We start from the raw sequence: 20,690 nt of genomic DNA, 5'->3' as shown, positions 1-20,690 counted from the left end.
TGGAGATCCCGCATGCGCGACCCCAGCTCTGACACGTCGATCGATCCGCTGCTCGGCTATCGCCGGCCGCGGATCGGCACGCAGCCGGCCTACCTGCATCTGCCCTACGCATCCACCGCATTGCGCGGCCCCACGCGCGCGCCGATCGAACTCCCGGCCACGCTGTCGGAAGTCACCGGCCCACGATTGAATCGGCTCACCCTGGGCGAGCATGCCGCCGACCTCACCGCCGGCTTTGCGGGCGAGCCGTTGGGCGAGCGCATCATCGTGTCCGGCCGCGTGCTCGACGAAAACGGCAAGCCGGTGCGCAACAGCGTGGTCGAGGTGTGGCAATGCAATGCCGCCGGCCGCTATCAACATGCCGGCGACCGGCACGACGCACCGCTGGACCCCAACTTCCGCGGCACCGGCCAGGCGCTCACCGACGACCACGGCCGCTACGCGTTCAAGACCATCAAGCCGGGCGCGTATCCGTGGCGCAATCACTACAACGCCTGGCGGCCGGCGCATATCCATTTTTCGCTGCATGGCGATGGCATCGGGCAGCGGCTGATCACCCAGATGTACTTCCCTGGCGACCCGCTGCTGGCGCACGACCCGATCTACAACTGCGTGGACGATGCGCAGGCGCGCGAACGCATGGTGTCCCGCTTCGACTGGGAAAACGCGGTGAGCGAATACGCGCTGGCCTACCGCTTCGACATCGTGTTGCGCGGCCGCAAGCAAACGGTCTGGGAGTGAATCGATGAGCCTGCACACCACCCCCTCGCAAACCGTTGGCCCGTACTACCGGCTCGGGCTGGAGCCGCTGTATCGCGCGCAACTCGCGCCTGCGCAGGCCGCGGGCACGCACGTGCGGATCAGTGGTTGCGTCTTCGATGGCGCTAGCGCCCCGGTGGCCGACGCAGTGCTGGAACTGTGGCAGGCCGATGCGGCCGGCATCTATGCGCATGCCGCCGATGCGCGCTGCCAGGCGCACGATCCCGGCTTCGATGGCTGGGGCCGCGTGCCGACCGACGCGCAGGGGTGTTTTTCCTTCAGCACCGTCAAGCCGGGCCAGGTCGCCGGTCCGGACGGCAAGCTGCAGGCCGCGCACCTGACCGTGCTGGTCTTCATGCGCGGGCTGTTGCGCGGCGTGTCGACGCGGCTGTACTTCGCCGACGATCCGCAGCTGGGCAGCGACCCCATCCTGGCCCTGGTGCCGGGCGAGCGCCGCAACACGCTGCTGGCGCAATCGCGCGGTGGCAGCGATTACGTGTGGGACATCCACATGCAGGGCGATGCGGAAACGGTGTTCTTCAACTATTGATCGCGCCGTCGGTGCGCGGGTTGCCATGCAGGGTTGTTTCCGTGCGAGCAGCACACCTGCACCTGCGTGCAGATGCGGCACACCGGTCGCCGCGCGCCGGGCAGGCAGGTGCCAGCGCGCGCTGCCCTCAGTGATCCATCGCGATCGCGTGGCACCTGCGTGCAATGCGGTGATCCGCCGCGACACGCGCCTTGGCCAAACATGCAGCACGCGCACATGACCGGCCTGGACAACCGCGCGTGCACACCACCAAGCGCCGCGCCCGCCGGTTGGCACTCCCGCGCATCGGTGCCATGCTGCCGGCACGCCACCCGAGGCCATGCATGACTGTAACGTCTTCCCTGTTGGGATCCTTGTTTGGCGAGCCTGCCTGCGACGCGTTGTTCGACGACACGGCGCGGGTGCAGGCAATGCTGCAATTCGAATCCGCACTCGCCCGCGCACAGGCGCAGTGCGGCGTGATTCCCGCCGAGGCCGCGCAGGCCATTGCGGCCGCATGCGACGTGCAGCATTACGATCTGGCCGCGCTGGCCCAGGCCACCGCACTTGCCGGCAATCCCGCCATTCCCCTGGTCAAGGCGCTGACCGCACGCGTGGCCGCCCACGATGCGCAGGCCGCGCGCTGGGTGCACTGGGGCGCCACCAGCCAGGACGTCATCGACACCGGCACGGTGCTGCAGCTGCGCGCCGCGCTCGACCTGCTGCTGCCGCGCCTGCAAGGCCTGTGCGCCGAGCTGGCTGCGCTGGCCGCGCGCGAACGCAACACCGGCCTGCCCGGACGTACCTTGCTGCAGCAGGCGGTGCCGATCACGTTCGGGCTCAAGGTCGCCGGTTGGCTGGATGCGCTACAGCGCGCGTACCGCCGCCTGCAAGCCTTGCAGCACGATGGCCTGGTGCTGCAGTTCGGGGGTGCGGCCGGCACGCTGGCGTCGTTGCAGGCGCGCGGACTCGATGTCGCCCAGGCGCTGGCAACCACGCTGGCGCTGCCGTTGCCCGCGATGCCGTGGCATACCGCGCGCGATCGCCTCGTCGAGGTCGGCTGTGCGTTCGGCCTGCTGGCCGGCACGTTGGGCAAGATCGGCGGCGACGTGGTGCTGCTGATGCAGTCGGAAGTCGGCGAAGTGTTCGAGCCGGCCGCAGCCGGCAAGGGCGGTTCCTCGGCGATGCCGCACAAGCGCAATCCGGTCTCCAGCGTCGCCGCGGTCGCTGCTGCCACCCGCGTGCCCGGCCTGGTGGCGACCTTGTTCAGCGCAATGGCGCAGCCGCATGAACGCGCCGCCGGGCAATGGCATGCCGAATGGGAGACCTTGCCGCAGATCGTGCGCCTGACCGCCGGCAGCCTGGCGCAGATGCAAGGCTGCCTGGCCGACCTGCAACTGGACCGCGAGGCCATGCGCGCGCACCTGCACAGCCATGGCGGCGCGCTGTATGCCGAGGCGGCGGTGTTCGCGCTGGCACCACGGCTGGGCAAGCCGCAGGCGCATGCATTGGTCGAACAGGCGGTGGCGCGCGCACAGGCGCAGCAGCGCCATCTGCGCGAGGTGCTCGGCGACGACGCGCAGGTGAGCGCGGTACTCACGCAGGCGCAACTGCAGGCGGTGTTCGATGTGGACAGCTGGCGCGGCATGTCCTCGGTCTGGATCGATCGCGTGCTGGCTGCTTCTTCATCCCGCTGACGGTGCTCCGATGGCTTATCTCCAGTTGCCCACGCATCGCCTGCATTACCGCCTCGACGGCACCGAAGGCCGCCCCTGGCTGACCTTCTGCAATTCGCTGGGCACCGACCTGCACATGTGGGACGTGCAGATCGCCGCGTTTGCGCCGCATTACCGCATCCTGCGCTACGACCGCCGCGGCCATGGCGACTCTGACACGCCACCCGGTCCGTATCGGGTTGCCGACCTGGGTCAGGACGTGCTGGCGCTGTGGGATGCGTTGCAGATCGCACGCAGCGACTTCTGCGGCCTGTCGATCGGGGGACTCACCGGGCAATGGCTGGGCCTGCATGCGCCGCAGCGCCTGCGCCGGCTGGTGGTGTGCGCCACCGCGCAGAGGATCGGCAGCAGCGAGAGCTGGAATGCGCGCATCGAGCAGGTGCGCAGCGAAGGCCTGCCGGGGCTGGTCGATGCCACCCTGCAGCGCTGGTTCACGCCGTCGTTTGCGCTCAGCCATGCGCAGCGCCTGGACATGATCGTGGCCGCCTTCGTGTCGACATCGCCGCAGGGCTATATCGCCTGCTGCCAGGCGGTGGCCGATGCCGATTTCCGCGTCGCGCTGGACACGCTGGAGCTGCCACTGCTCGCACTGGCCGGCGACGACGACCCGGTCTGTCCGCCGGCCGATCTGCGCGAGATCGCCTACGCCGCCCCGCACGGCCACTACGCACAGGTGCCCGGCCGGCATATCTGCAACCTGGAGTCGCCGGCCGCGTTCAACCACAGCGTGCTGGGCTTTCTGCAGGCCGACCACGTGTGACCCTCCACCCGGCCAGGCAGCTGCCGGACGCATGCAGCCGTCACCCCGATCCGGCACGCACGACGCCCGGCATCCCCGCTCATGCGTTGCATCCGCGCCCAGCTGACCACGGCCAGCTGCCTGTCGCCGGCGACATCAATCGCAACCAGTGCACCTGATACGTCAGCGCTTACCCTACGGCCAAAGCTGACCTGCAGCAGCCGTCAGCACCCCATTCCCCATTCCCCATTCCCAATTCCCAATTCCCAATTCCCAATTCCCAATTCCCGAATTCCCACGCAGGAGAGATTCCAATGCACGAAGACGAGCGCTACCAGACAGGCTTGCGCGAGCGCCGACGCGTCCTGGGCGATGCGCATGTCGAGCGCTCGCTGGCCGCACGCACCGAGTTCACCGACGAGTTCCAGGCGCTGATCACCCGCTACGCCTGGGGCACCATCTGGACCCGCGATGGCCTGCCCGCGCACACCCGCTCGCTGCTGACCCTGGCGATGATGGTGGCGCTGGGCCACGACGAGGAGTTCAAGCTGCACGTGCGCGCCGCGCGCAACAACGGCGTCACGCCCGAGCAGATCAAGGAAGTCCTGCTGCAGGCCGCGGTCTATTGCGGCGTGCCTGCCGCCAACCATGCCTTCGCGCTGGCCAAGCCCATCCTCGAGGAGCAGTCCGGCGAAGAACAGCCGGTGCGCGAAGGCTGACGGCCACGGCGACGCGTGAGTGCAGCAGGCACGCTGCGTTTGCGCGGCATGCGACGGGCAATGCGACCAGTTAGGGTGGCTGTGCCCCTGGCCTGCACTCAGGGCACGCCGGGCAGGGTGGCGATCCAGCGCGCGCACTGCGTTGCAACTTGGCCATCCCGTATGCACATCACTGCTGATGACATCACCCATCGACGACGGGATGATGTACGTACCGCAACGGATCACCGCTTCCGTTCGCACAGGACATTTCCCATGAGGTTGCCGATGCTGCTGCGTACCGTTTGTTTGCTTTTGCTGTTGCTCACCGCATCCGGGCTGCAGGCACAACCGCATCCCGGGCCCGGGACCGAGCTGGCGCAGGTGCGCGCTGACGATGGCCAGACGCTGGCGGTGTGGTCGCGCGTCCCCGCGCAGCCGCGCGGCACGATCCTGCTGGTGCATGGGCGCACCTGGAGTGCGTTGCCCAATTTCGATCTGCAGGTTCCCGACGAACCGCGCGATGCGCGCTCGGTGCTGGCGGCATTGGCGCAGGCCGGTTACGCCGCCTACGCGGTCGATCTGCGCGGCTATGGCGGCAGTGCGCGCGATCGCAGCGGCTGGAACACGCCCGCGCGCGCCGTGGCCGATGTCGATGCGGTGCTGAGCTGGGTTGCCCACCAGCACCCGCAGCTGCCGCCGCCGGCGCTGCTCGGTTATTCCAATGGCGCGCGGGTGGCGTTGCTGATCGCCCAGCAACATCCGCAGGCGGTGTCGGCGCTGGTGCTGTACGGCTTCCCGGACGACGTCGACGCAGCGCCCGACACCACTCCGGCGCCGGCGCAGCCATTGCGTGCGCGCACCACGGCCGCGGCGGCCGGCGAGGACTTCATCACCGCCAACGCCGCACCGCCTAGCGTGCGTGCGGCCTATGTGGCACAGGCGGTATCGGCCGACCCGGTGCGCACCGACTGGCGCGCGATGGAGCAGTTCGCCTTCCAGCCCGAGCAGGTGACCACGCTGCCGGTGTTGCTGCTGCGTGGCGTCGACGATCCCATCGCGACCCAAGCGGACAACGCGCACCTGTACGCACGTCTGCGCAGCGAAGACCGCAGCTGGGTCACGCTGCCGCACGCCGATCACGTGGCGCATGTCGAGGACACCCATGCCGCCTGGGTGGATGCGGTGGTGAGCTTCCTGCGCCGGCCGCGCTGAGCGCGCCGCTGGCGACTAACTCAACAACGCACCCAGCCGCTGCGCCGCCTGCTTCAACGGCTCCAGCAGCGTCTGCATCGTCTGCAAGCTCACGCGCCCGGCCTGGGCGCCGATGTTGAGCGCGGCGATCACCTCGCCGCGCAGGTTGCGCACCGGCACCGCGATCGAGCGCAGGCCGATTTCCAGTTCCTGGTCGGTCAGGCACATGCCTTCGCGGCGCGTGCGCGCCAGCACTTCCAGCAGTGCAGAAGCCTGGGTCACGGTGCGGTCGGTACGCGGGCGCAGCGTGGTGCGCTCCAGGTACGCCTGCAAGGTGTCGCCGGGCAGGGCGGCCAACAGGACGCGGCCCATCGAGGTGCAGTAGGCCGGCAGGCGTGTGCCCGGGCGCAGCCCGATCGACATGATGCGCACCGTCTCGGCGCGCGCCACGTACAGCAGGTCGTCGCCGTCCAGCACGCCCAGTGAGCAGGATTCGTGCAACTGGTCGCGCAGCCCGTCCAGCACCGGCTGCGCCGCCGCGGTCATCGACGAAGACGCTGCATACGCACCGCCGATCCCCAGCACGCGCGGCAGCAGCACGTAGCCGCGGCCCTGCTCGCCGACATAGCCCAGCCTGGCCAGGGTATGCAGCACCCGCCGCACCGCCGCACGCGAGATGCCGGTTTCCAGGCTGATCTGCGATATCGTCACCTCGCGCGCGTGCTGGGCGAACACGCTCAGCACCACCAGCCCGCGGCCCAGCGAGGTCATGAAGTCCGGGTCGCCCTGGGCGGCGGCGATCTGCTGCATCAACTCATGCGGCAGGCCGCGTTCGCTCCCGGCGGTGGCCACGGTGGTGGTGGGTTTGCGGCGGCTGGAGGCGGGCTCGGGCATCGGATCGCAGCGTGGACGGGTCCGTGCATGGTAAGCGCTCACGCCGATACATGCCCCCGGTCGCAGCTTGCGCCTGGACATGTAAGCGCTTCACCCTGGTTGCCGCATAATCGCCGCTGGTTTGTTTCGGATCGGTCTCCTTAGTCCATGAAAACCCCCAAGGGCCTGCAACCGCTGATCGACGACGGCATCATCGACGAAGTGTTGCGACCACTGAAGAGCGGCAAGGAAGCATCCGTCTACGTGGTCAGCACAGGCGCCGACATCCTGTGCGCCAAGGTCTACAAGGACATGGCGCAACGCAGTTTCCAGGCGCGCGTGCAATATCAGGAAGGCCGCAAGGTGCGTGGCAGCCGCCAGGCGCGCGCGATGGGCAAGGCCACCAAGTTCGGCCGGCGCGAAGCCGAGACCGCGTGGAAGAACACCGAAGCCGAAGTGCTCTATCAACTGATGGACGCCAGCGTGCACGTGCCCAGGCCGCGCGGCTATTTCCACGGTGTGCTGCTGATGGACCTGGTCACCGACGAGGCCGGCCACAGTGCGCCGCGGCTGGGCGAAGTGGAGCTGGATCCGGAGCAGGCGCGCAGCTTCCACAGCCGCCTGATCGGCGATGTGGTCAAGATGCTGTCGCTGGGCCTGGTGCATGGCGACCTGTCCGAATACAACGTGCTGGTTTCGCCCGAGGGCCCGGTGCTGATCGATTTCCCGCAGGTGGTCAGTGCTGCCGGCAACAACGCCGCACGCGACATGCTGCTGCGCGACGTGCACAACCTGCGCGACTGCCTTGGCCGCTTCGCCCCCGAGCTGCTGGACACCCATTACGGCGAAGAGATGTGGGCGTTGTTCGAAAAGGGCGAGCTGCGCCCGGACAGCGTGTTGACCGGCCGCTTCAAGTTCGACACCCGCCGCGCCGACGTGCGTGCCATCCGCGCTTCGATCGAAGACGCACGCCAGGAAAACCTCATCCGTCAGCAGGGTCGCGAGGCCGCTGCCGAGGACGACGACTAGACCGCCGTCGCGATCGCAACAGGCCGGCCTGCCGCCGTCGACCGCACAGGTGGTGCGCGTCTTCAATCGGTGTCGATTGCCCGACCACGCCGTTGCACAGGACTGACGAACAGTTCGTCGAGCGCCACCCACGACAGTTGCGGAGACCCTGCGCCGGGCCGGACGGCTCCGATCATCTGGCGCATCCGATACCCTCCGCCGCTGAAAACCTCGTGACCTCCATCAAACGTTCCGGCATCGTCGACGCCGACGCGCTAGCGGCATGCTTGCTTCGCACGCGGCGGCATGGAGTCGCGCCGTGACGTCTGCTGACCATCATCCACGCGTTTTCAGCATGTAAACGCAGGAGTCCGAACGCACGGCCGACATTCACCTGCCGGCGCATCGGCGACCACTTACGCCACCTGACTGCGGCGCGCGCGCTCCAGATGCACCAGCAACAGCGAAATCGCCGCCGGCGTCATGCCGGCAATCCGTTGCGCCTGGCCGATGCTTTGCGGGCGCACACGCTCGAGTTTCTGCTGCACTTCGATCGACAACCCGCGCACGCCGGCATAATCGAATCCTTGCGGAATCGGCGTGGTTTCGTGGCGTTGCTGGCGTGCGATGTCGTCGCGCTGGCGATCCAGATAACCGGCGTACTTGACGCTGATCTCCACCTGCTCGGCCACCTGCGCATCGTCCACGCCCGGACCCAGCGTCGGCACGCGCATCAGCGTGGCGTAGTTGAGTTCGGGGCGCTTGATCAGGTCCAGCACGTTGGTTTCGCGGCTCACCGCCACGCCCAGGGTCTGGGCCACTTCGCGGCCCAGCGCATTGCCCGGGGTCGCCCACAGCACCGACAAGCGCGCGCTTTCGCGCTGCACCGCTTCCTGCTTGGCCGAAAACCGCGCCCAGCGCGCATCGTCGACCAGGCCCATCGCGCGGCCGACGCCGGTCAGACGCGCATCGGCGTTGTCCTCACGCAGCTGCAGGCGGTATTCGGCGCGGCTGGTGAACATGCGATACGGCTCGGTGGTGCCGTGGGTGATCAGGTCGTCCACCAGCACGCCCAGGTAGGCTTCGTCGCGACGCGGCGACCACGCCGGCAATCCCTGCACATGGCGCGCGGCATTGAGCCCGGCCAGCAGCCCCTGTGCGGCGGCCTCCTCGTAACCGGTGGTGCCATTGATCTGCCCGGCGAAGAACAGCCCGCCCACCGCCTTGGTTTCCAGCGAGGCCTTGAGCCCGCGCGGGTCGAAGAAGTCGTATTCGATCGCATAGCCGGGGCGGGTGATATGCGCCTGCGCAAACCCGTGGATCGAGCGCACCAGCGCCAGCTGCACGTCGAACGGCAGCGAGGTGGAGATGCCGTTGGGATAGATCTCGGCCACTTCCAGGCCTTCGGGCTCGACGAAGATCTGGTGGCTGGTCTTGTCGGCAAAGCGCACCACCTTGTCCTCGATCGACGGGCAGTAGCGTGGGCCGATGCCTTCGATCTGCCCGGAATACAGCGGCGAACGATGCAGCGCGCTGCGGATGATGTCGTGGGTCTGCTCGGTGGTCTGGGTGATCCAGCAGCTGACCTGGCGCGGGTGATCGCCGATCTGGCCCATGAACGACATCACCGGTAGCGGATCGTCGCCGGGTTGTTCGGCCATCGCGCTGTAGTCGAGCGTGCGCCCGTCGATGCGCGGCGGGGTGCCGGTCTTGAGCCGGTCGATCGCGAACGGCCGCTCGCGCAGACGCGCGGCCAGCGTGGTGGCCGGCGGGTCGCCCATGCGTCCTGCCGCGTACTGGGTCTCGCCGACGTGGATCTTGCCGGCCAGGAAGGTGCCGGCGGTCAGCACCACCGAGGGCGCTTCGAAGCGCAGCCCGGTCTGGGTGACCACGCCGCGCACGCTGTCGGGTTCGGCAGCGCCGTTGTGGATGATCAGATCGTCCACCGCCGCCTGGAACACGGTCAGGTTGGGCTGCGCCTCGACGATGCGGCGGATCGCGTTGCGGTAGAGGTTGCGGTCGGCCTGGCAACGGGTGGCGCGCACCGCCGGCCCCTTGGAGGCATTGAGCGTGCGCCACTGGATGCCGGCCTGATCCGCCGCGCGTGCCATCGCCCCGCCCAGCGCGTCGATCTCCTTGACCAGATGGCCCTTGCCGATCCCGCCGATGGCCGGGTTGCAGCTCATCGCGCCCACCGTCTCGATGTTGTGGGTCAGCAGCAAGGTGCGTGCACCTGCGCGCGCGGAGGCCAGCGCCGCCTCGGTGCCGGCATGGCCGCCGCCGATCACGATGACGTCGTAGCGATAGAAAGTGTCGGACATGGGCGTGGACCGGGAGCAGAAGGAGGTTGGCGGCCGCGAAAGTATCGGCTGAAGGGGGAGCGAGGTCACTCGACGGATAAAATTGTGATGTAAATCACATTATCGAACACTGACCCTCAAGTTGGCATGTTCCGTGCGGATATCCCTACTGCACCCGTCGTGGCATTGCGACATGGGCGCAAGGCTGGAATTGGAACAGGGGCCAGCCACGCGTGCGACGGGGTAGCGTAAGGGTCGGTAGTCGGGGGACTGCCGACCCTTATTTTTTTCCGCGATCCAACGCCAGCCGCAACCCTGCCTTCTCGAACGGGTATGCCTGGGCGAGCCAGAGCGGACCGGACGACAAAAACATAAAGCCCCGGCATGCCGGGGCTTTATGCGTTGGAGGCGCCGATATCCGACAGGGCCGGAACAGGGGGGATCCAGATTTCCCTGTCGGACATCGACATAAGTCGGTCAGTGAGGCGGGCCAGGTCAAAACATGACGTGGCGGGTCACACAGAGCACCTAGCTTGCGACCAAGTGCCGGCTGAACGCAAGCCCCCAACATCGCCATTTGTGGGCCACGTCGCAGTCAGCAACTCAGGGGGTCTGCTCACGCGTGCTGCGGGGCGCAGTCTGCCGCTGAATCTCCCGGATCACCCGCGGCGGCGCACCGATGCGGGGAGGCGGCCGCGAAGGCGGCGCACCGGTCGCCGGTGGACGATTGGGCTGCTGCGGGCGTGGCCCGTTGGGACGAGGCCCGTTTGGACGCCCGCCGTTGTTGAACGATCCGTTTGGACGTGGCGGCCGGTACTGCGGGCGTCGATCGTTCTGGCGATAGTAATAGCCGCCACCGCCGCGGTAGACCGGATACACCGGGTAGTCGTAGAGCCCGATCGAACCGGCGCCATAAGGATTGCCGTACGGGTTGCCGTAGAAATACGGGGAGTATCCCGGCGGGTAGCGATACTGCACCGCAGGCGCGCCGCGGTAATAGCCGCCCGACCCAGCGCCGGTGTAGTCGTACGTTGCGCAGCCGCCCAGGGCCAACAGCCCGGCGGCGAAGATCAGACGGAATTTCATGGATGGTGCCCTCCTGCAACCATGGTGCCACTTTCGAGCCGATGCATTGAATCGGTCCTTAACTGTGCCGCAATGTGGTGCTTCTGCATCGATCCAGCATGCGCGGGCCATGCGCGGACAGCCGTGAAGGTGGAGGCGATACGTTAATCTTGCAGGCATGATCGAGACGGCCCCTCTTGCCCATTCCGACGTGCTGCAAGCCGCTGCGCGCATCGCGCCGCAGTGCGCGCAGACACCGGTGCTCACCTCGCACAGCCTGGATGCCCTCTGCGGTGCGCAGCTGTTCTTCAAGGCCGAACACCTGCAGCGCAGCGGCGCATTCAAGTTCCGTGGTGCCTGCAACGCGGTGTGGTCATTGCCGGAGGAGCTGGCCGCGCGCGGGGTGGTCACCCATTCGTCCGGCAATCACGGCGCCGCACTCGCACTTGCCGCGCGCACGCGCGGGATCGGCTGCCACGTGGTGGTGCCCGAAGGCGCGGTGGCCGCCAAGCTGGCCAATATTTCCCGCCACGGCGCCACGCTGTGGCGCTGCGCGCCCACCATCGCGGCGCGCGAGCAGATGTGTGCCGACGTCCAGGCCGGCAGCGGCGCGACGCTGGTGCATCCATATACCGACCCGGCGGTGATCGCCGGGCAGGGCACCGCCGCGCTGGAGCTGCAGCAGCAGAGCGGCGGGCTGGATGTGCTGGTGGCACCGGTCGGCGGCGGCGGGCTGGCCGCCGGCACTGCACTGGCGCTGCAATCGGCGCCGGGCTGTGCGCTGGTGCTGGCCGAGCCGAGCGGGGCGGCCGATACCGCGCGCTCGCTGGCGGCCGGCGAGCGTCTGGTCGACTTCGTGCCCGACACGCTCTGCGACGGGCTGCGCGGCACCCTGGGTGCGCCGAATTTCGCAGTGTTGCAGGCCGCCGGCGCGCAGGTGATCACCGTCGACGATGCGGCGGTGGTGCAGGCGATGCGGCTGATCTGGCAGGCCCTCAAGCAGGTCGTGGAGCCGTCCTCGGCGATTACCCTGGCAGCGGTGCTGGCCGACCCGGCGCGCTTTGCGGGGCGGCGGGTCGGGCTGATCCTGTCCGGCGGCAATGTCGATCTGGACGCGCTGCCGTGGGGCGCGGCGTGAGCAGGCGGTCACGCGGGATCGGTCTATGGGGCTGGTGCTGGCGCCTGTGCATGCTGACGCTGATCTGGCTGGTGGGCGTGGCCGGCTGGATCGTCTGGGTCGGGGATCGCGACCAGGCCGCGCCAGCCGACGTGATCATCGTGCTGGGCGCGGCTGCCTACGATGCACGCCCTTCGCCAGTGTTCGAAGAGCGCATCCGGCATGCGCTGGACCTCTACACCAGGGGCTACGCGCCGCGGCTGCTGTTCACCGGCGGGTTCGGCAACGGCGCGCGCTTTGCCGAGTCGCAGGTGGCGCGGCGCTATGCGCTACGCCACGGCGTACCGCCGGAGGCGATCGTGATCGAGACGGTTTCGCGCACCACCCGGCAGAATCTGCAACAGGCACGCGCGCTGATGGATCGTCACGGCATGCATCGGGCGATCATCGTCAGCGACCCGTTGCACATGGCGCGTGCGCTGCGGCTGAGCGAGGAGCTGGGAGTGGACGCGCTGGCCTCTTCCACGCCCAGCACGCGCTTTCGCAGTTTCCACACCAGCTGGCGCTTCCTGCTGCAGGAGGTCTATTACTTCCATCGCGATCTGGTGGTGCAGGGTGCCTGACGCCGGGTGTACCGCGTGGCAGGCGTGTTGAAGCGCAAGAGGCGCTCTATGATGCGGCTTTCCCAGCGGCAGGTGCGAGCATGAGCGAGCGCAATCGGCAACACGCCATCGGCCTGGTCCAGGCTTATTACGATGCATTCAACCGCGGTGATTGGGACGCCATGCTGGCGTTCCTGGCCGACGATGTCGCGCACGACCTCAATCAGGGCCCGCGCGAGATCGGCCGGCCGGCATTTGCCGCCTTCCTGCAGCGCATGAACGACAGTTACCGTGAGCAGCTGCGCGAGATCGTGATCACCGCCAACGAGGACGGCACACGGGTCGGTGCCGAGTACGTGGTGCACGGGGTGTACCACACCACAGACGAAGGCCTGCCGGATGCCAACGGGCAGACCTATGTGCTGCCCGGCGGTGCGTTTTTCGACGTGCGCGACGGCAAGCTCACCCGCGTCACCAACTACTACAACCTGCAGGAATGGATCGCGCAGGTGTCGCGTTGAGTGCAACGACCGTCACGGGCTAGACCTGCGTGATTGGTGCGGTATTGCGGCCGGAGCTATGCCTATGTAGGAGCGCGCTTGCGCGCGATGCGGCATTACCGGCGATGCCGGTCGCGCCCGGGTGCGCTCCTACGTGAGTGGGCGGGCGTTACAGCAGCACGATCCCGACCACCACCAGGATGAAGATGCCCCACTTGAGCGTCTGGTACAGCGGGTTGTTGCGTTCCTTCAGCGCCTTGGCCTTCAGGCGTGCGGCATAGAAGTAGCGGAACACGCGGTTGATCCCGCCGGTCTTGTCGCCCTCCTGGTTGGGCGAGGCACCGGCCGAGAGCAGGCTGCGGCCGACGAAGCGGTTCACCGCCGCGGCCCAGCGCCAGCGCATCGGGCGCTCGATGTCGCAGAACAGGATGATGCGGTCCTGGTCGGTGTCGTTGCGCGCGTAGTGGATGTAGGTCTCGTCGAACATCGTCCATTGGCCGTCGCGCCAGCTGTGGCGCTGCCCGTCGACGTCGATGAAGCAGCGGTCGTCGTTGGGCGTGGCCAGCCCCAGGTGCAGGCGCATGGACCCGGCGAACGGGTCGCGGTGCGGGCGCAGTTCGCTGCCCGGCGGCAACTCGGCGAACATCGCGGCCTTGACCGTGGGGATGGACTTCAGCAACGCGGTGGTCTGCGGGCACAGCTCGGACGCCGACGGGTGCGCGGTGCCGTACCACTTCAGATAGAACCGCTTCCAGCCACGGCGGAAGAACGAGTTGAAGCCGATGTCGGTGTAGCCGTCGGCGGCGCGGATCTTCTGCATCTGCTGCAAGGCCACCGCTTCATCGCGGATCAGCGACCAGTTGGCGCGCAACGGCGCCAGTTCCGGAAATTCCTTGCCGGGATCGATGAACGGTGTGGTCGGCACCCGCGAACACAGATACATCAGCGTGTTGATCGGCGCCATGAAGGTGGAATGGTCCAGCAGCTGCCGGCTGAGCCGGTGCCGCACGCGACCGCGGTAATGGATGTACAGCGCCGATGCGATGAACAGCGCGATGATGAGCCACTTCAACATTGGGAAGGCCGATTGGGGGGAGCGGGGGCCGCAAGTGCAAGAGCGGCTATCAAAACGACGGTGCAGCGGCCGGGGGGGCGCTGCCGGTGCTCGGAACCTGCATGTACCACGCGGACACAGCGGTTCCTGTGCGCCGTCTGCAGCCGGCTGACGACTGCTTGCGACGTTTTGCTAGCCACTCCGGTTGAGGCGTCGAGAAAGGCAAGCCGTAACAGGAACATGCGGCCGTTGACTGCTGAATTCTACCGGGTGTCGGGACCGAGCCTGACAGGTCCGCATTGGCGTCGTCGCAAAACTGTGTGTCTCGCCGGCAGCGGCTGCGTTGCTGCCGGCGATCTGCACCGCCGCTAGTCGATGCGGCGGCGGATCGGGATCGAGGCCACCGGCACGCTGGCGACGTCGTGTCCCTGTTCGCGGATGGGCGCGCCCGGCGCCGGTGCCCAGGCATGGGCATAGATCACTTCCCAGGAGCTGGGCAACGTGCCGTCGGGCCGCCGCAAGGGCTCGTAGGCGGCGCTGGCGGCGGCAAAGCGGCCGCGTCCGGTCAGGGTGGCGCGGCGATTGCTGAGCGCGTTGGTGGCGCCCATCGCGCGCAGCTCGCGCATCAGTGCGGGCAGGTCGCTGTAGGTCAGCGTGAACAGGTCACGGTCCAGCACCGGGTCGCGGAAGCCGGACATCAGCAAGGCATCGCCGAACTGGGCGATCGGCGGGAAGCGGCTGACGTGCGGGGCCGGGTCGGCCTGGGCGAAGGCCTCGCGCAATTCGATCAGCGTCTCCGGGCCGAAGGTGGAGCACAGCAACAAGCCGCCCGGCCGCAGCGCGCGGCGGAAGCCGGCGAACACCGCCGGCAGGTCTTCCACCCACTGCAGGCACAGGTTGCTGAAGATCACATCCACGCTGCCGTCGGCCACCGGCAAGGCGCGTGCATCGGCGCAGACCTGCGCGAACGGTTTCCACCAGCTCGCCGCCTTGCGCGCCTGGCGCAGCATCGGCATGGCCTGATCCAGCGCGATCACCTGCGCCTTGGGCCAGCGCTTCTTGATCGCGCCGCTGGCGTGGCCGGGGCCGGCGCCGACATCCAGCACCACCTTGGGCACCTGGTCGCCCAGGTAGTCGAGCGATTCGAGCAGGCGCGCTTGCGCTTCGCGCTGCAGCGCGGCGGCGGCGGCATAGCTGCTGGCGGCACGCGCGAAGGCGCGCCGGACGTGGCGGGGGTCGAAAGTACTAGTCATGAGCGGCGCTATTGTCGCCTGTGGCCGGGGCGGAGGGAATCGCTATGGGTGGTGGGGTACGGACCAGCAATCGGCCCGGAGCATTGCAAGCGGTCGGTTCGCCAGCGACTGCATGGCGAACGCAATGGACCGGCAAGGCGCCTCGACGAGGGCGTCGTGGCTGAAGCAACCGGAACGTCCGCCGCAGTTGCCACAACATCGGCCCGCAACGTCCGCCTAGAGCGCGTTGGCCACCGCATTGTCCACAACCATCGGCGTAGTGGATGCGCTCTAGAACGTGCCGGGATAGCTGCCACCGTCGATCAGCAGGTTCTGCCCGGTGATGTAGCCGGCCTGTGCGCTGCACAGGAAGGCGCAGGCCGCGCCGAATTCGTCCGGCTCGCCGAAGCGTGCGGCCGGAATGCCCGCACGCTTGCGCTCGGCGACGTCGTCGGCACTGCTGCCTTGCTGTTGTGCGATCGCCGCGAAGTTGCCGCGCAGGCGGTCGGTGGCGAACTGGCCGGGCAATAGATTGTTGATGGTGACGTTGTCGGCGACCGTGCTGCGTGCCAGCCCGGCGACGAAGCCGGTGAGGCCGGCGCGCGCGCCATTGGACAGGCCCAGGATGTCGATCGGCGCCTTCACCGCACTGGAGGTGATGTTGACGATGCGGCCGAAGCGCCGTGCGCGCATCGCATCGACGCTGGCGCGGATCAACTCGATCGGTGCCAGCATGTTGGCATCCAGTGCGCGCAGCCAGTCGTCGCGGTCCCACTGACGAAAATCGCCGGGCGGCGGGCCACCGGCGTTGTTGATGAGGATATCCACCTGCGGGCAGGCGGCGAGGGCATCGCTGCGTCCCTGCGGGGTGGCGATATCGGCCACCACGCTGCGCACGTCGCCGGCACCCGGCAGCGCGCGCAACGCCTCGGCGGACTGCTCCAGGGCATCGCGGCCGCGCGCGACGATCACCACGTTGACGCCTTCGCTGGCCAGCGCGCGTGCGCAGCCCAGACCCAGGCCCTTGCTGGCGGCGCATACCAGTGCCCAGCGCCCGGCGATTCCCAGGTCCATGCGTGTGTCCTCGATCAGCGATGCCGCATGATCGACGATTCGCTCACGGCACGGACGCAACGAAGCGTTGCAGCGCCTCGGCGACCTGATCGGCGTGGCCAAGAAACGGTGCGTGCCCGCCACCGGCAATGGTCAATGCCTGCGCGTGCGGCGCCAGCGCCGCGGCCGCCTGCATGCCGGCCGCCGGCACCAGCCGGTCGCGCTGGCCGGCAATCCACAGGCTGGGGCGTGCGAGCTGCGGCAGCGCGCGGCGCAGGTCGCTGCGTTCCAGCAGGCCAAGACCTTGCTGCAACGCTGCGGCCGCCGGTTCGCCGCGCGCCACCAGCGTCTCGCGCAGGCTGCGCAACTCGGCGCGGGCATGCGCCGAGCCCAGCGTGTCCAGCGCCAGAAAGCGTTCCAGCGTGCCGCGATAATCGCGCGCCAGGTCCTGGCCGAATTGCACGAACACCTCGCGCTCGACGGCGTCGGGCCAACCGTTGCCACGCACGAAACGCGGCGTGGCCGCGATCATCGCCAGTCCGCGTACCTTGGGCTGGGTGGCCGCGGCATGCAGCGCGAACAGCCCGCCCAACGACCAGCCGACCCACACCGCCGGCGGCGTGGCGGCGGCGATGCCGGCAACCACGTCCGGCAGCGCCAGCGGCGTGCTGTCGTCGCGGCTGAAACCGTGCCCGGGCAGATCCACCAGATGCAGTTGATGCTGCGCGGCCAGGCGTTCCACCAACGGCGCGAACACGCCGCCGTGCAACGCCCAACCGTGCAGAAGAACCAGCGCAGGCCCGTGGCCGATGACATCGATATGCATGCGGGGATTGTCGCTGATGGCGCTGACCGGCGCATGGGTCGGCGTGTGCGGCGCAAGGTGTCTTGCGCCAGCCTGCGCTGCGCGTGGGGCCGATCTGCGCGGCACGCGCAAGCCGGTTGCGGACACGCAGGACCGCACCGACAGTAGCGATCTGCTCACATCAACGACGCGGACACTGCCACGTCGAGCACAGGCCGCCGTCGCGCGGCTATTGCACAACCGTCTTAATCGTCGCCCTCAGGCAGACGCACGCAGCGGTTGCCGGCTGATCTCATCGCGCGCCTGCACGATGGCCTCGATCAAGGCCTGCACCTGCTGCGGCGTATGCAGCGCGGACAGGGTCACACGCAGACGCGCCTTGCCTTCGGGCACGGTGGGTGGGCGGATCGCGCCGACCAGGAAGCCGGCCTGTTCCAGCGCGGCGGACATCGCCATCACCGTGGCTTCTTCGCCGCATAGCAGGGGCTGGATCGGCGTATCCGAGGCCATCAGCTCGAAGCCATGCCGGCGTGCGCCATCGCGGAAACTGCCGATCGACTCGACCAGCTTGGCGCGCCGCCAATCGTCGCGACGCGCCAGCCGCACGGCTGCCAACGTCGCAGCGACCTGCGCCGGTGGCAACGCGGTGGTGTAGATGTAGGGGCGCGCGGTTTCGGCCAGATGACGCACCAGCGCTGCATCGCCGACCACCACCGCGCCATAGCCGCCGAGCGCCTTGCCCAGGGTCACCAGCTGCAGCGGCACTTCGGCCACGCCCAGTCCGGCATCGGCAACGCAGCCGCGCCCCTGCGGGCCAAGCGTGCCCACGCCATGGGCGTCGTCGACATAGAACAGTGCCTGCTGCATGCGCGCCACCAGGCTCAGCGCACGCAGCGGCGCGACATCGCCATCCATGCTGAAGACGCCGTCGCTGGCCAGCATCGCCGCACCCTCTGGCGAACCCTTGAGCTGGCGCATCGCGCCTTCCACGTCCAGATGCGGATAACGGCGCAGCCGGCAGCCGGCCAGGCGCGTGGCATCGAGCAGGCTGGCGTGGTTGAGCCGGTCCTGCACGCAGACATCGTCGTCCTCGCTGAGCAAGGCCTGCTGCACCGCCAGGTTGGCGATGAAGCCGCTGCCGAACAGCAGCGCCGACGGATAGCCGAGCCAGTCGGCGATCTCGCGCTCCAGCGTCTCGTGCGCGGTGTGGTGGCCGCAGATCAGATGCGAGGCGGTGGCGCCGGCACCATCGCGCGCGGCGGCATCCTGCAACGCGGCGACCACTTCGAACTGTTGCGACAGGCCCAGATAATCGTTGGAGCAGAAACCGGTCAGCCAGCGGCCGTCGACTTCCAGCCGCACGCCATCGCGACGCCCCACCAGCCGCCGCACCCGCACCCGTTCCTGGGCCACACGCAATGTGCGCAGCGACGAAATCCGTTCGTGAAGATCGGGGCGAGCCATGGGAGCGTTCAACGACAGAAAGGGCCGTTAGCGTAGCCTGCCGCGCTTGGCGCGCCCAGCCGGCACCGACGATCGGTGCCGGGCGCTCGATTCGCGGTTAGGCAGCGTGCTCGCAGGCCGTGTTGCGGGTGATCTCCGCATGCACGGTGCCGGGGTGGTCGTGGTCGGCAGCGTCGACGGTGATCTGCATCGGGCGCAGGCCCAGGCGCTGGAACAGGGCCTGATCGCGTTCGGTGTCCGGGTTGCCGGTGGTGAGCAGTTTTTCGCCGTAGAAGATCGAGTTGGCACCGGCCAGGAAGCACAGCGCCTGCAGTTCGTCGCTCATCGCTTCGCGGCCGGCGGACAGGCGCACCATCGAATGCGGCATCGTGATGCGGGCGACCGCGATCATGCGCACGAACTCGAACGGATCCAGTTGCTGGGTGCCGTGCAGCGGGGTGCCGGCAACCTGGACCAGCTGGTTGATCGGGACCGAATCCGGATGCGCCGGCAGCGTAGCCAGCGCCAGCAGCAGGCCGATGCGGTGCTCGCGCGTTTCGCCCATGCCGACGATGCCGCCGCAGCAGGTCTTCAGCCCGACATCGCGCACGTGCTCCAGCGTGTTCAGGCGGTCCTGATACTGGCGGGTGTGGATGATCGAATCGTAGTAATCCGGCGCGGTGTCCAGATTGTGGTTGTAGTAGTCCAGCCCGGCGTCCTTGAGCGCGCGCGCCTGGCCGGCGTCGAGCATGCCGAGCGTGGCGCAGGTTTCCAGGCCCATCGCCTTGACCTCGCGGATCATCGCGGCAACCTTGGGAATGTCGCGCTCCTTGGGCGAGCGCCAGGCCGCGCCCATGCAGAAGCGCGAGGCGCCGGCGGCCTTGGCCTGGCGTGCCTTGGCGACGACTTCTTCGGTCTCCATCAGCTTCTGCGCCGTCACCCCGGTGTCGTAGCGCTGCGCCTGCGGGCAGTACGCGCAGTCTTCCGGGCAGCCACCGGTCTTGACCGACAGCAGCGTGGAGACTTGCACCTGCGCCGGATCGAAATGGGCGCGGTGCACGCTGGCGGCGCGGTGCAGCAGCTCCGGAAACGGCAGATCGAACAGCGCCTGCAGCTCTTTGCGATCCCAGTCATGGCGTACGACAACAGACATCGGGGTTTCCTGACAGTCAGCGGCTTGGAAGCCAGGCAGTCTGGTGAGCATGGGAGAAGCTGTCAACTTCGATGAGGTGCGTTCGGTTTACAGGTGGCCGCACCGGGTGTTGCGGCTGCTGCTGTCGAGCAGGTGCCTGGTGTGCGCGGAAGCAGGCAGCGCCGATTGCGATCTGTGCCCGTCGTGTCGCGCCGCGTTGCCGGATCACCGGCACGCCTGCCGGTGTTGCGCAATGCAGTTGGATTCCTTCGATGACGCGCTGCTGTGCGGGCAATGCCTGCAGCATCCGCCACCGCTGCAGTGCGTGCATGCGTGTTTCACCTATCGCTGGCCGGTGGATGGCTTGCTGCGGCGTTTCAAGTTTCATCAGGATCTGGCTGCCGGGCGTTTGCTCAGCGAGTTGATGACCAGACGTTGTGCAGGCCTGCCGCGTCCGCAGGCGCTGGTGCCGGTGAGTCTGCACCGGCAGCGCTTGCGCCAGCGCGGCTACGACCAGGCGCTTGAGCTGGCCAAACCGCTGGGCCATGCGCTGCGCTTGCCCTGCCTGCCGTTGTTGCGCCGCGTGCGTGCGACTGCGCCGCAATCGGAGCTGGATGCGGCCGAGCGCCAGCGCAATCTGCGCGATGCCTTCATCGCGCGGGGCGCATTGCCGGCGCATGTGGCGTTGGTGGACGACGTGATGACGACTGGCGCCACGCTGCATGCGGCCGCGCAGGCATTGCGGCGCGCGGGGGTGCACCGGGTGGATGCGTGGGTGTGCGCGCGGGTGCCGTGAGGTTGGGTGGGCTACGGAGTGTGAGCTGCGCCATGGGGCTTCGCCCGTACCCTCA

Annotated in this window: 20 protein-coding genes and 1 other RNA gene; 12 read left to right on the top strand and 9 right to left on the bottom strand. The window is 68.2% G+C overall.

The features are described 5' to 3' along the window. Positions 1-12: 12 nt before the first annotated feature. The 6 genes from pcaH (at position 13) to XarjCFBP7645_RS19610 (ending at position 5,676) form a co-directional block, all read left to right on the top strand. The gene (pcaH, locus tag XarjCFBP7645_RS19635; protein WP_104538765.1) at positions 13-741 is read left to right on the top strand and encodes a protocatechuate 3,4-dioxygenase subunit beta; all 729 of its coding nucleotides are present in this window, start codon (positions 13-15) and stop codon (positions 739-741) included. A 4-nt stretch (positions 742-745) separates the two neighbouring features. Beyond that, complete coding sequence (pcaG, locus tag XarjCFBP7645_RS19630) at positions 746-1,309, top strand: protocatechuate 3,4-dioxygenase subunit alpha (protein WP_104538764.1); 564 nt, start codon at positions 746-748, stop codon at positions 1,307-1,309. A 293-nt stretch (positions 1,310-1,602) separates the two neighbouring features. After that, a complete protein-coding gene (locus XarjCFBP7645_RS19625; protein WP_308686434.1) occupies positions 1,603-2,985 on the top strand; it encodes a 3-carboxy-cis,cis-muconate cycloisomerase in 1,383 nt (460 codons plus the stop codon). Positions 2,986-2,995: 10 nt separating this feature from the next. Further along, positions 2,996-3,784 carry a 3-oxoadipate enol-lactonase gene (pcaD, locus tag XarjCFBP7645_RS19620; RefSeq protein WP_104538762.1) on the top strand — a complete coding sequence of 263 codons (789 nt, stop codon included), beginning with the start codon at positions 2,996-2,998 and terminating at the stop codon, positions 3,782-3,784. A 293-nt stretch (positions 3,785-4,077) separates the two neighbouring features. Beyond that, on the top strand, positions 4,078-4,482 hold the full coding sequence (gene pcaC / locus XarjCFBP7645_RS19615; RefSeq protein ID WP_039528783.1) for a 4-carboxymuconolactone decarboxylase: 405 nt from the start codon (positions 4,078-4,080) through the stop codon (positions 4,480-4,482). A gap of 267 nt (positions 4,483-4,749) precedes the next feature. After that, positions 4,750-5,676: an alpha/beta hydrolase gene (locus XarjCFBP7645_RS19610; protein WP_104538761.1), complete on the top strand. Its 927-nt coding sequence runs from the start codon at positions 4,750-4,752 to the stop codon at positions 5,674-5,676. Positions 5,677-5,691: 15 nt separating this feature from the next. On the opposite strand, the gene XarjCFBP7645_RS19605 is transcribed toward XarjCFBP7645_RS19610, so the two are convergent. Beyond that, positions 5,692-6,549 (bottom strand): IclR family transcriptional regulator domain-containing protein, encoded by an 858-nt coding sequence (locus tag XarjCFBP7645_RS19605; RefSeq protein ID WP_016903241.1) that lies wholly within the window; start codon positions 6,547-6,549, stop codon positions 5,692-5,694. A gap of 147 nt (positions 6,550-6,696) precedes the next feature. Between XarjCFBP7645_RS19605 and XarjCFBP7645_RS19600 the strand changes: the two genes are divergently transcribed. Beyond that, positions 6,697-7,557, top strand: coding sequence for a PA4780 family RIO1-like protein kinase (locus tag XarjCFBP7645_RS19600; RefSeq protein ID WP_104538760.1), 861 nt, complete (start codon positions 6,697-6,699; stop codon positions 7,555-7,557). Positions 7,558-7,952: 395 nt separating this feature from the next. Here the strand turns inward: XarjCFBP7645_RS19600 and mnmG are convergent, their stop codons facing one another. Next, the gene (gene mnmG, locus XarjCFBP7645_RS19590; RefSeq protein WP_047126246.1) at positions 7,953-9,857 is read right to left on the bottom strand and encodes a tRNA uridine-5-carboxymethylaminomethyl(34) synthesis enzyme MnmG; all 1,905 of its coding nucleotides are present in this window, start codon (positions 9,855-9,857) and stop codon (positions 7,953-7,955) included. A gap of 582 nt (positions 9,858-10,439) precedes the next feature. After that, positions 10,440-10,922 carry a hypothetical protein gene (locus XarjCFBP7645_RS19585; RefSeq protein WP_104538759.1) on the bottom strand — a complete coding sequence of 161 codons (483 nt, stop codon included), beginning with the start codon at positions 10,920-10,922 and terminating at the stop codon, positions 10,440-10,442. A gap of 157 nt (positions 10,923-11,079) precedes the next feature. On the opposite strand from XarjCFBP7645_RS19585, the gene XarjCFBP7645_RS19580 reads away from it, so the two are divergent. The 3 genes from XarjCFBP7645_RS19580 (at position 11,080) to XarjCFBP7645_RS19570 (ending at position 13,141) form a co-directional block, all read left to right on the top strand. After that, the gene (locus XarjCFBP7645_RS19580; protein ID WP_104538758.1) at positions 11,080-12,039 is read left to right on the top strand and encodes a pyridoxal-phosphate dependent enzyme; all 960 of its coding nucleotides are present in this window, start codon (positions 11,080-11,082) and stop codon (positions 12,037-12,039) included. Beyond that, positions 12,024-12,641, top strand: a complete 618-nt coding sequence (locus XarjCFBP7645_RS19575; protein WP_047124573.1) for a YdcF family protein — start codon at positions 12,024-12,026, stop codon at positions 12,639-12,641. The genes XarjCFBP7645_RS19580 and XarjCFBP7645_RS19575 overlap by 16 nt, the downstream gene beginning before the upstream one ends. Before the next feature lie 80 nt (positions 12,642-12,721). Then, a complete protein-coding gene (locus XarjCFBP7645_RS19570; protein WP_053046029.1) occupies positions 12,722-13,141 on the top strand; it encodes a nuclear transport factor 2 family protein in 420 nt (139 codons plus the stop codon). Positions 13,142-13,289: 148 nt separating this feature from the next. On the opposite strand, the gene lpxO is transcribed toward XarjCFBP7645_RS19570, so the two are convergent. Continuing rightward, a complete protein-coding gene (gene lpxO, locus XarjCFBP7645_RS19565) occupies positions 13,290-14,195 on the bottom strand; it encodes a lipid A hydroxylase LpxO (protein WP_053046028.1) in 906 nt (301 codons plus the stop codon). Between the two features lie 101 nt (positions 14,196-14,296). Between lpxO and XarjCFBP7645_RS19560 the strand changes: the two genes are divergently transcribed. Continuing rightward, positions 14,297-14,372, top strand: a non-coding RNA gene (locus XarjCFBP7645_RS19560) — sX9 sRNA. Positions 14,373-14,542: 170 nt separating this feature from the next. Here XarjCFBP7645_RS19560 and bioC read toward each other — a convergent pair. From bioC to bioB, 5 genes are all read right to left on the bottom strand, one after another. After that, positions 14,543-15,427 carry a malonyl-ACP O-methyltransferase BioC gene (gene bioC, locus XarjCFBP7645_RS19555; protein WP_053046027.1) on the bottom strand — a complete coding sequence of 295 codons (885 nt, stop codon included), beginning with the start codon at positions 15,425-15,427 and terminating at the stop codon, positions 14,543-14,545. 270 nt (positions 15,428-15,697) lie between these two features. Further along, positions 15,698-16,480: an SDR family oxidoreductase gene (locus XarjCFBP7645_RS19550; protein WP_053054285.1), complete on the bottom strand. Its 783-nt coding sequence runs from the start codon at positions 16,478-16,480 to the stop codon at positions 15,698-15,700. Positions 16,481-16,523: 43 nt separating this feature from the next. Beyond that, positions 16,524-17,285, bottom strand: coding sequence for a pimeloyl-ACP methyl ester esterase BioH (gene bioH / locus XarjCFBP7645_RS19545; RefSeq protein WP_053046026.1), 762 nt, complete (start codon positions 17,283-17,285; stop codon positions 16,524-16,526). A gap of 237 nt (positions 17,286-17,522) precedes the next feature. After that, complete coding sequence (bioF, locus tag XarjCFBP7645_RS19540) at positions 17,523-18,728, bottom strand: 8-amino-7-oxononanoate synthase (RefSeq protein WP_104538757.1); 1,206 nt, start codon at positions 18,726-18,728, stop codon at positions 17,523-17,525. Between the two features lie 97 nt (positions 18,729-18,825). Then, positions 18,826-19,860 (bottom strand): biotin synthase BioB, encoded by a 1,035-nt coding sequence (gene bioB / locus XarjCFBP7645_RS19535; RefSeq protein WP_104538756.1) that lies wholly within the window; start codon positions 19,858-19,860, stop codon positions 18,826-18,828. Between the two features lie 49 nt (positions 19,861-19,909). Here bioB and XarjCFBP7645_RS19530 point away from each other — a divergent pair, with 49 nt between their 5' ends. Continuing rightward, positions 19,910-20,635 carry a ComF family protein gene (locus tag XarjCFBP7645_RS19530; protein ID WP_181126394.1) on the top strand — a complete coding sequence of 242 codons (726 nt, stop codon included), beginning with the start codon at positions 19,910-19,912 and terminating at the stop codon, positions 20,633-20,635. Positions 20,636-20,690: the final 55 nt, after the last annotated feature.

The sequence above is a fragment of the Xanthomonas arboricola genome, from assembly GCF_002940665.1.
Lineage (GTDB): Bacteria > Pseudomonadota > Gammaproteobacteria > Xanthomonadales > Xanthomonadaceae > Xanthomonas > Xanthomonas arboricola_B.
Note: the sequence above shows the minus strand (reverse complement) of the source record. Positions and strands in the feature narration are given on the sequence as shown.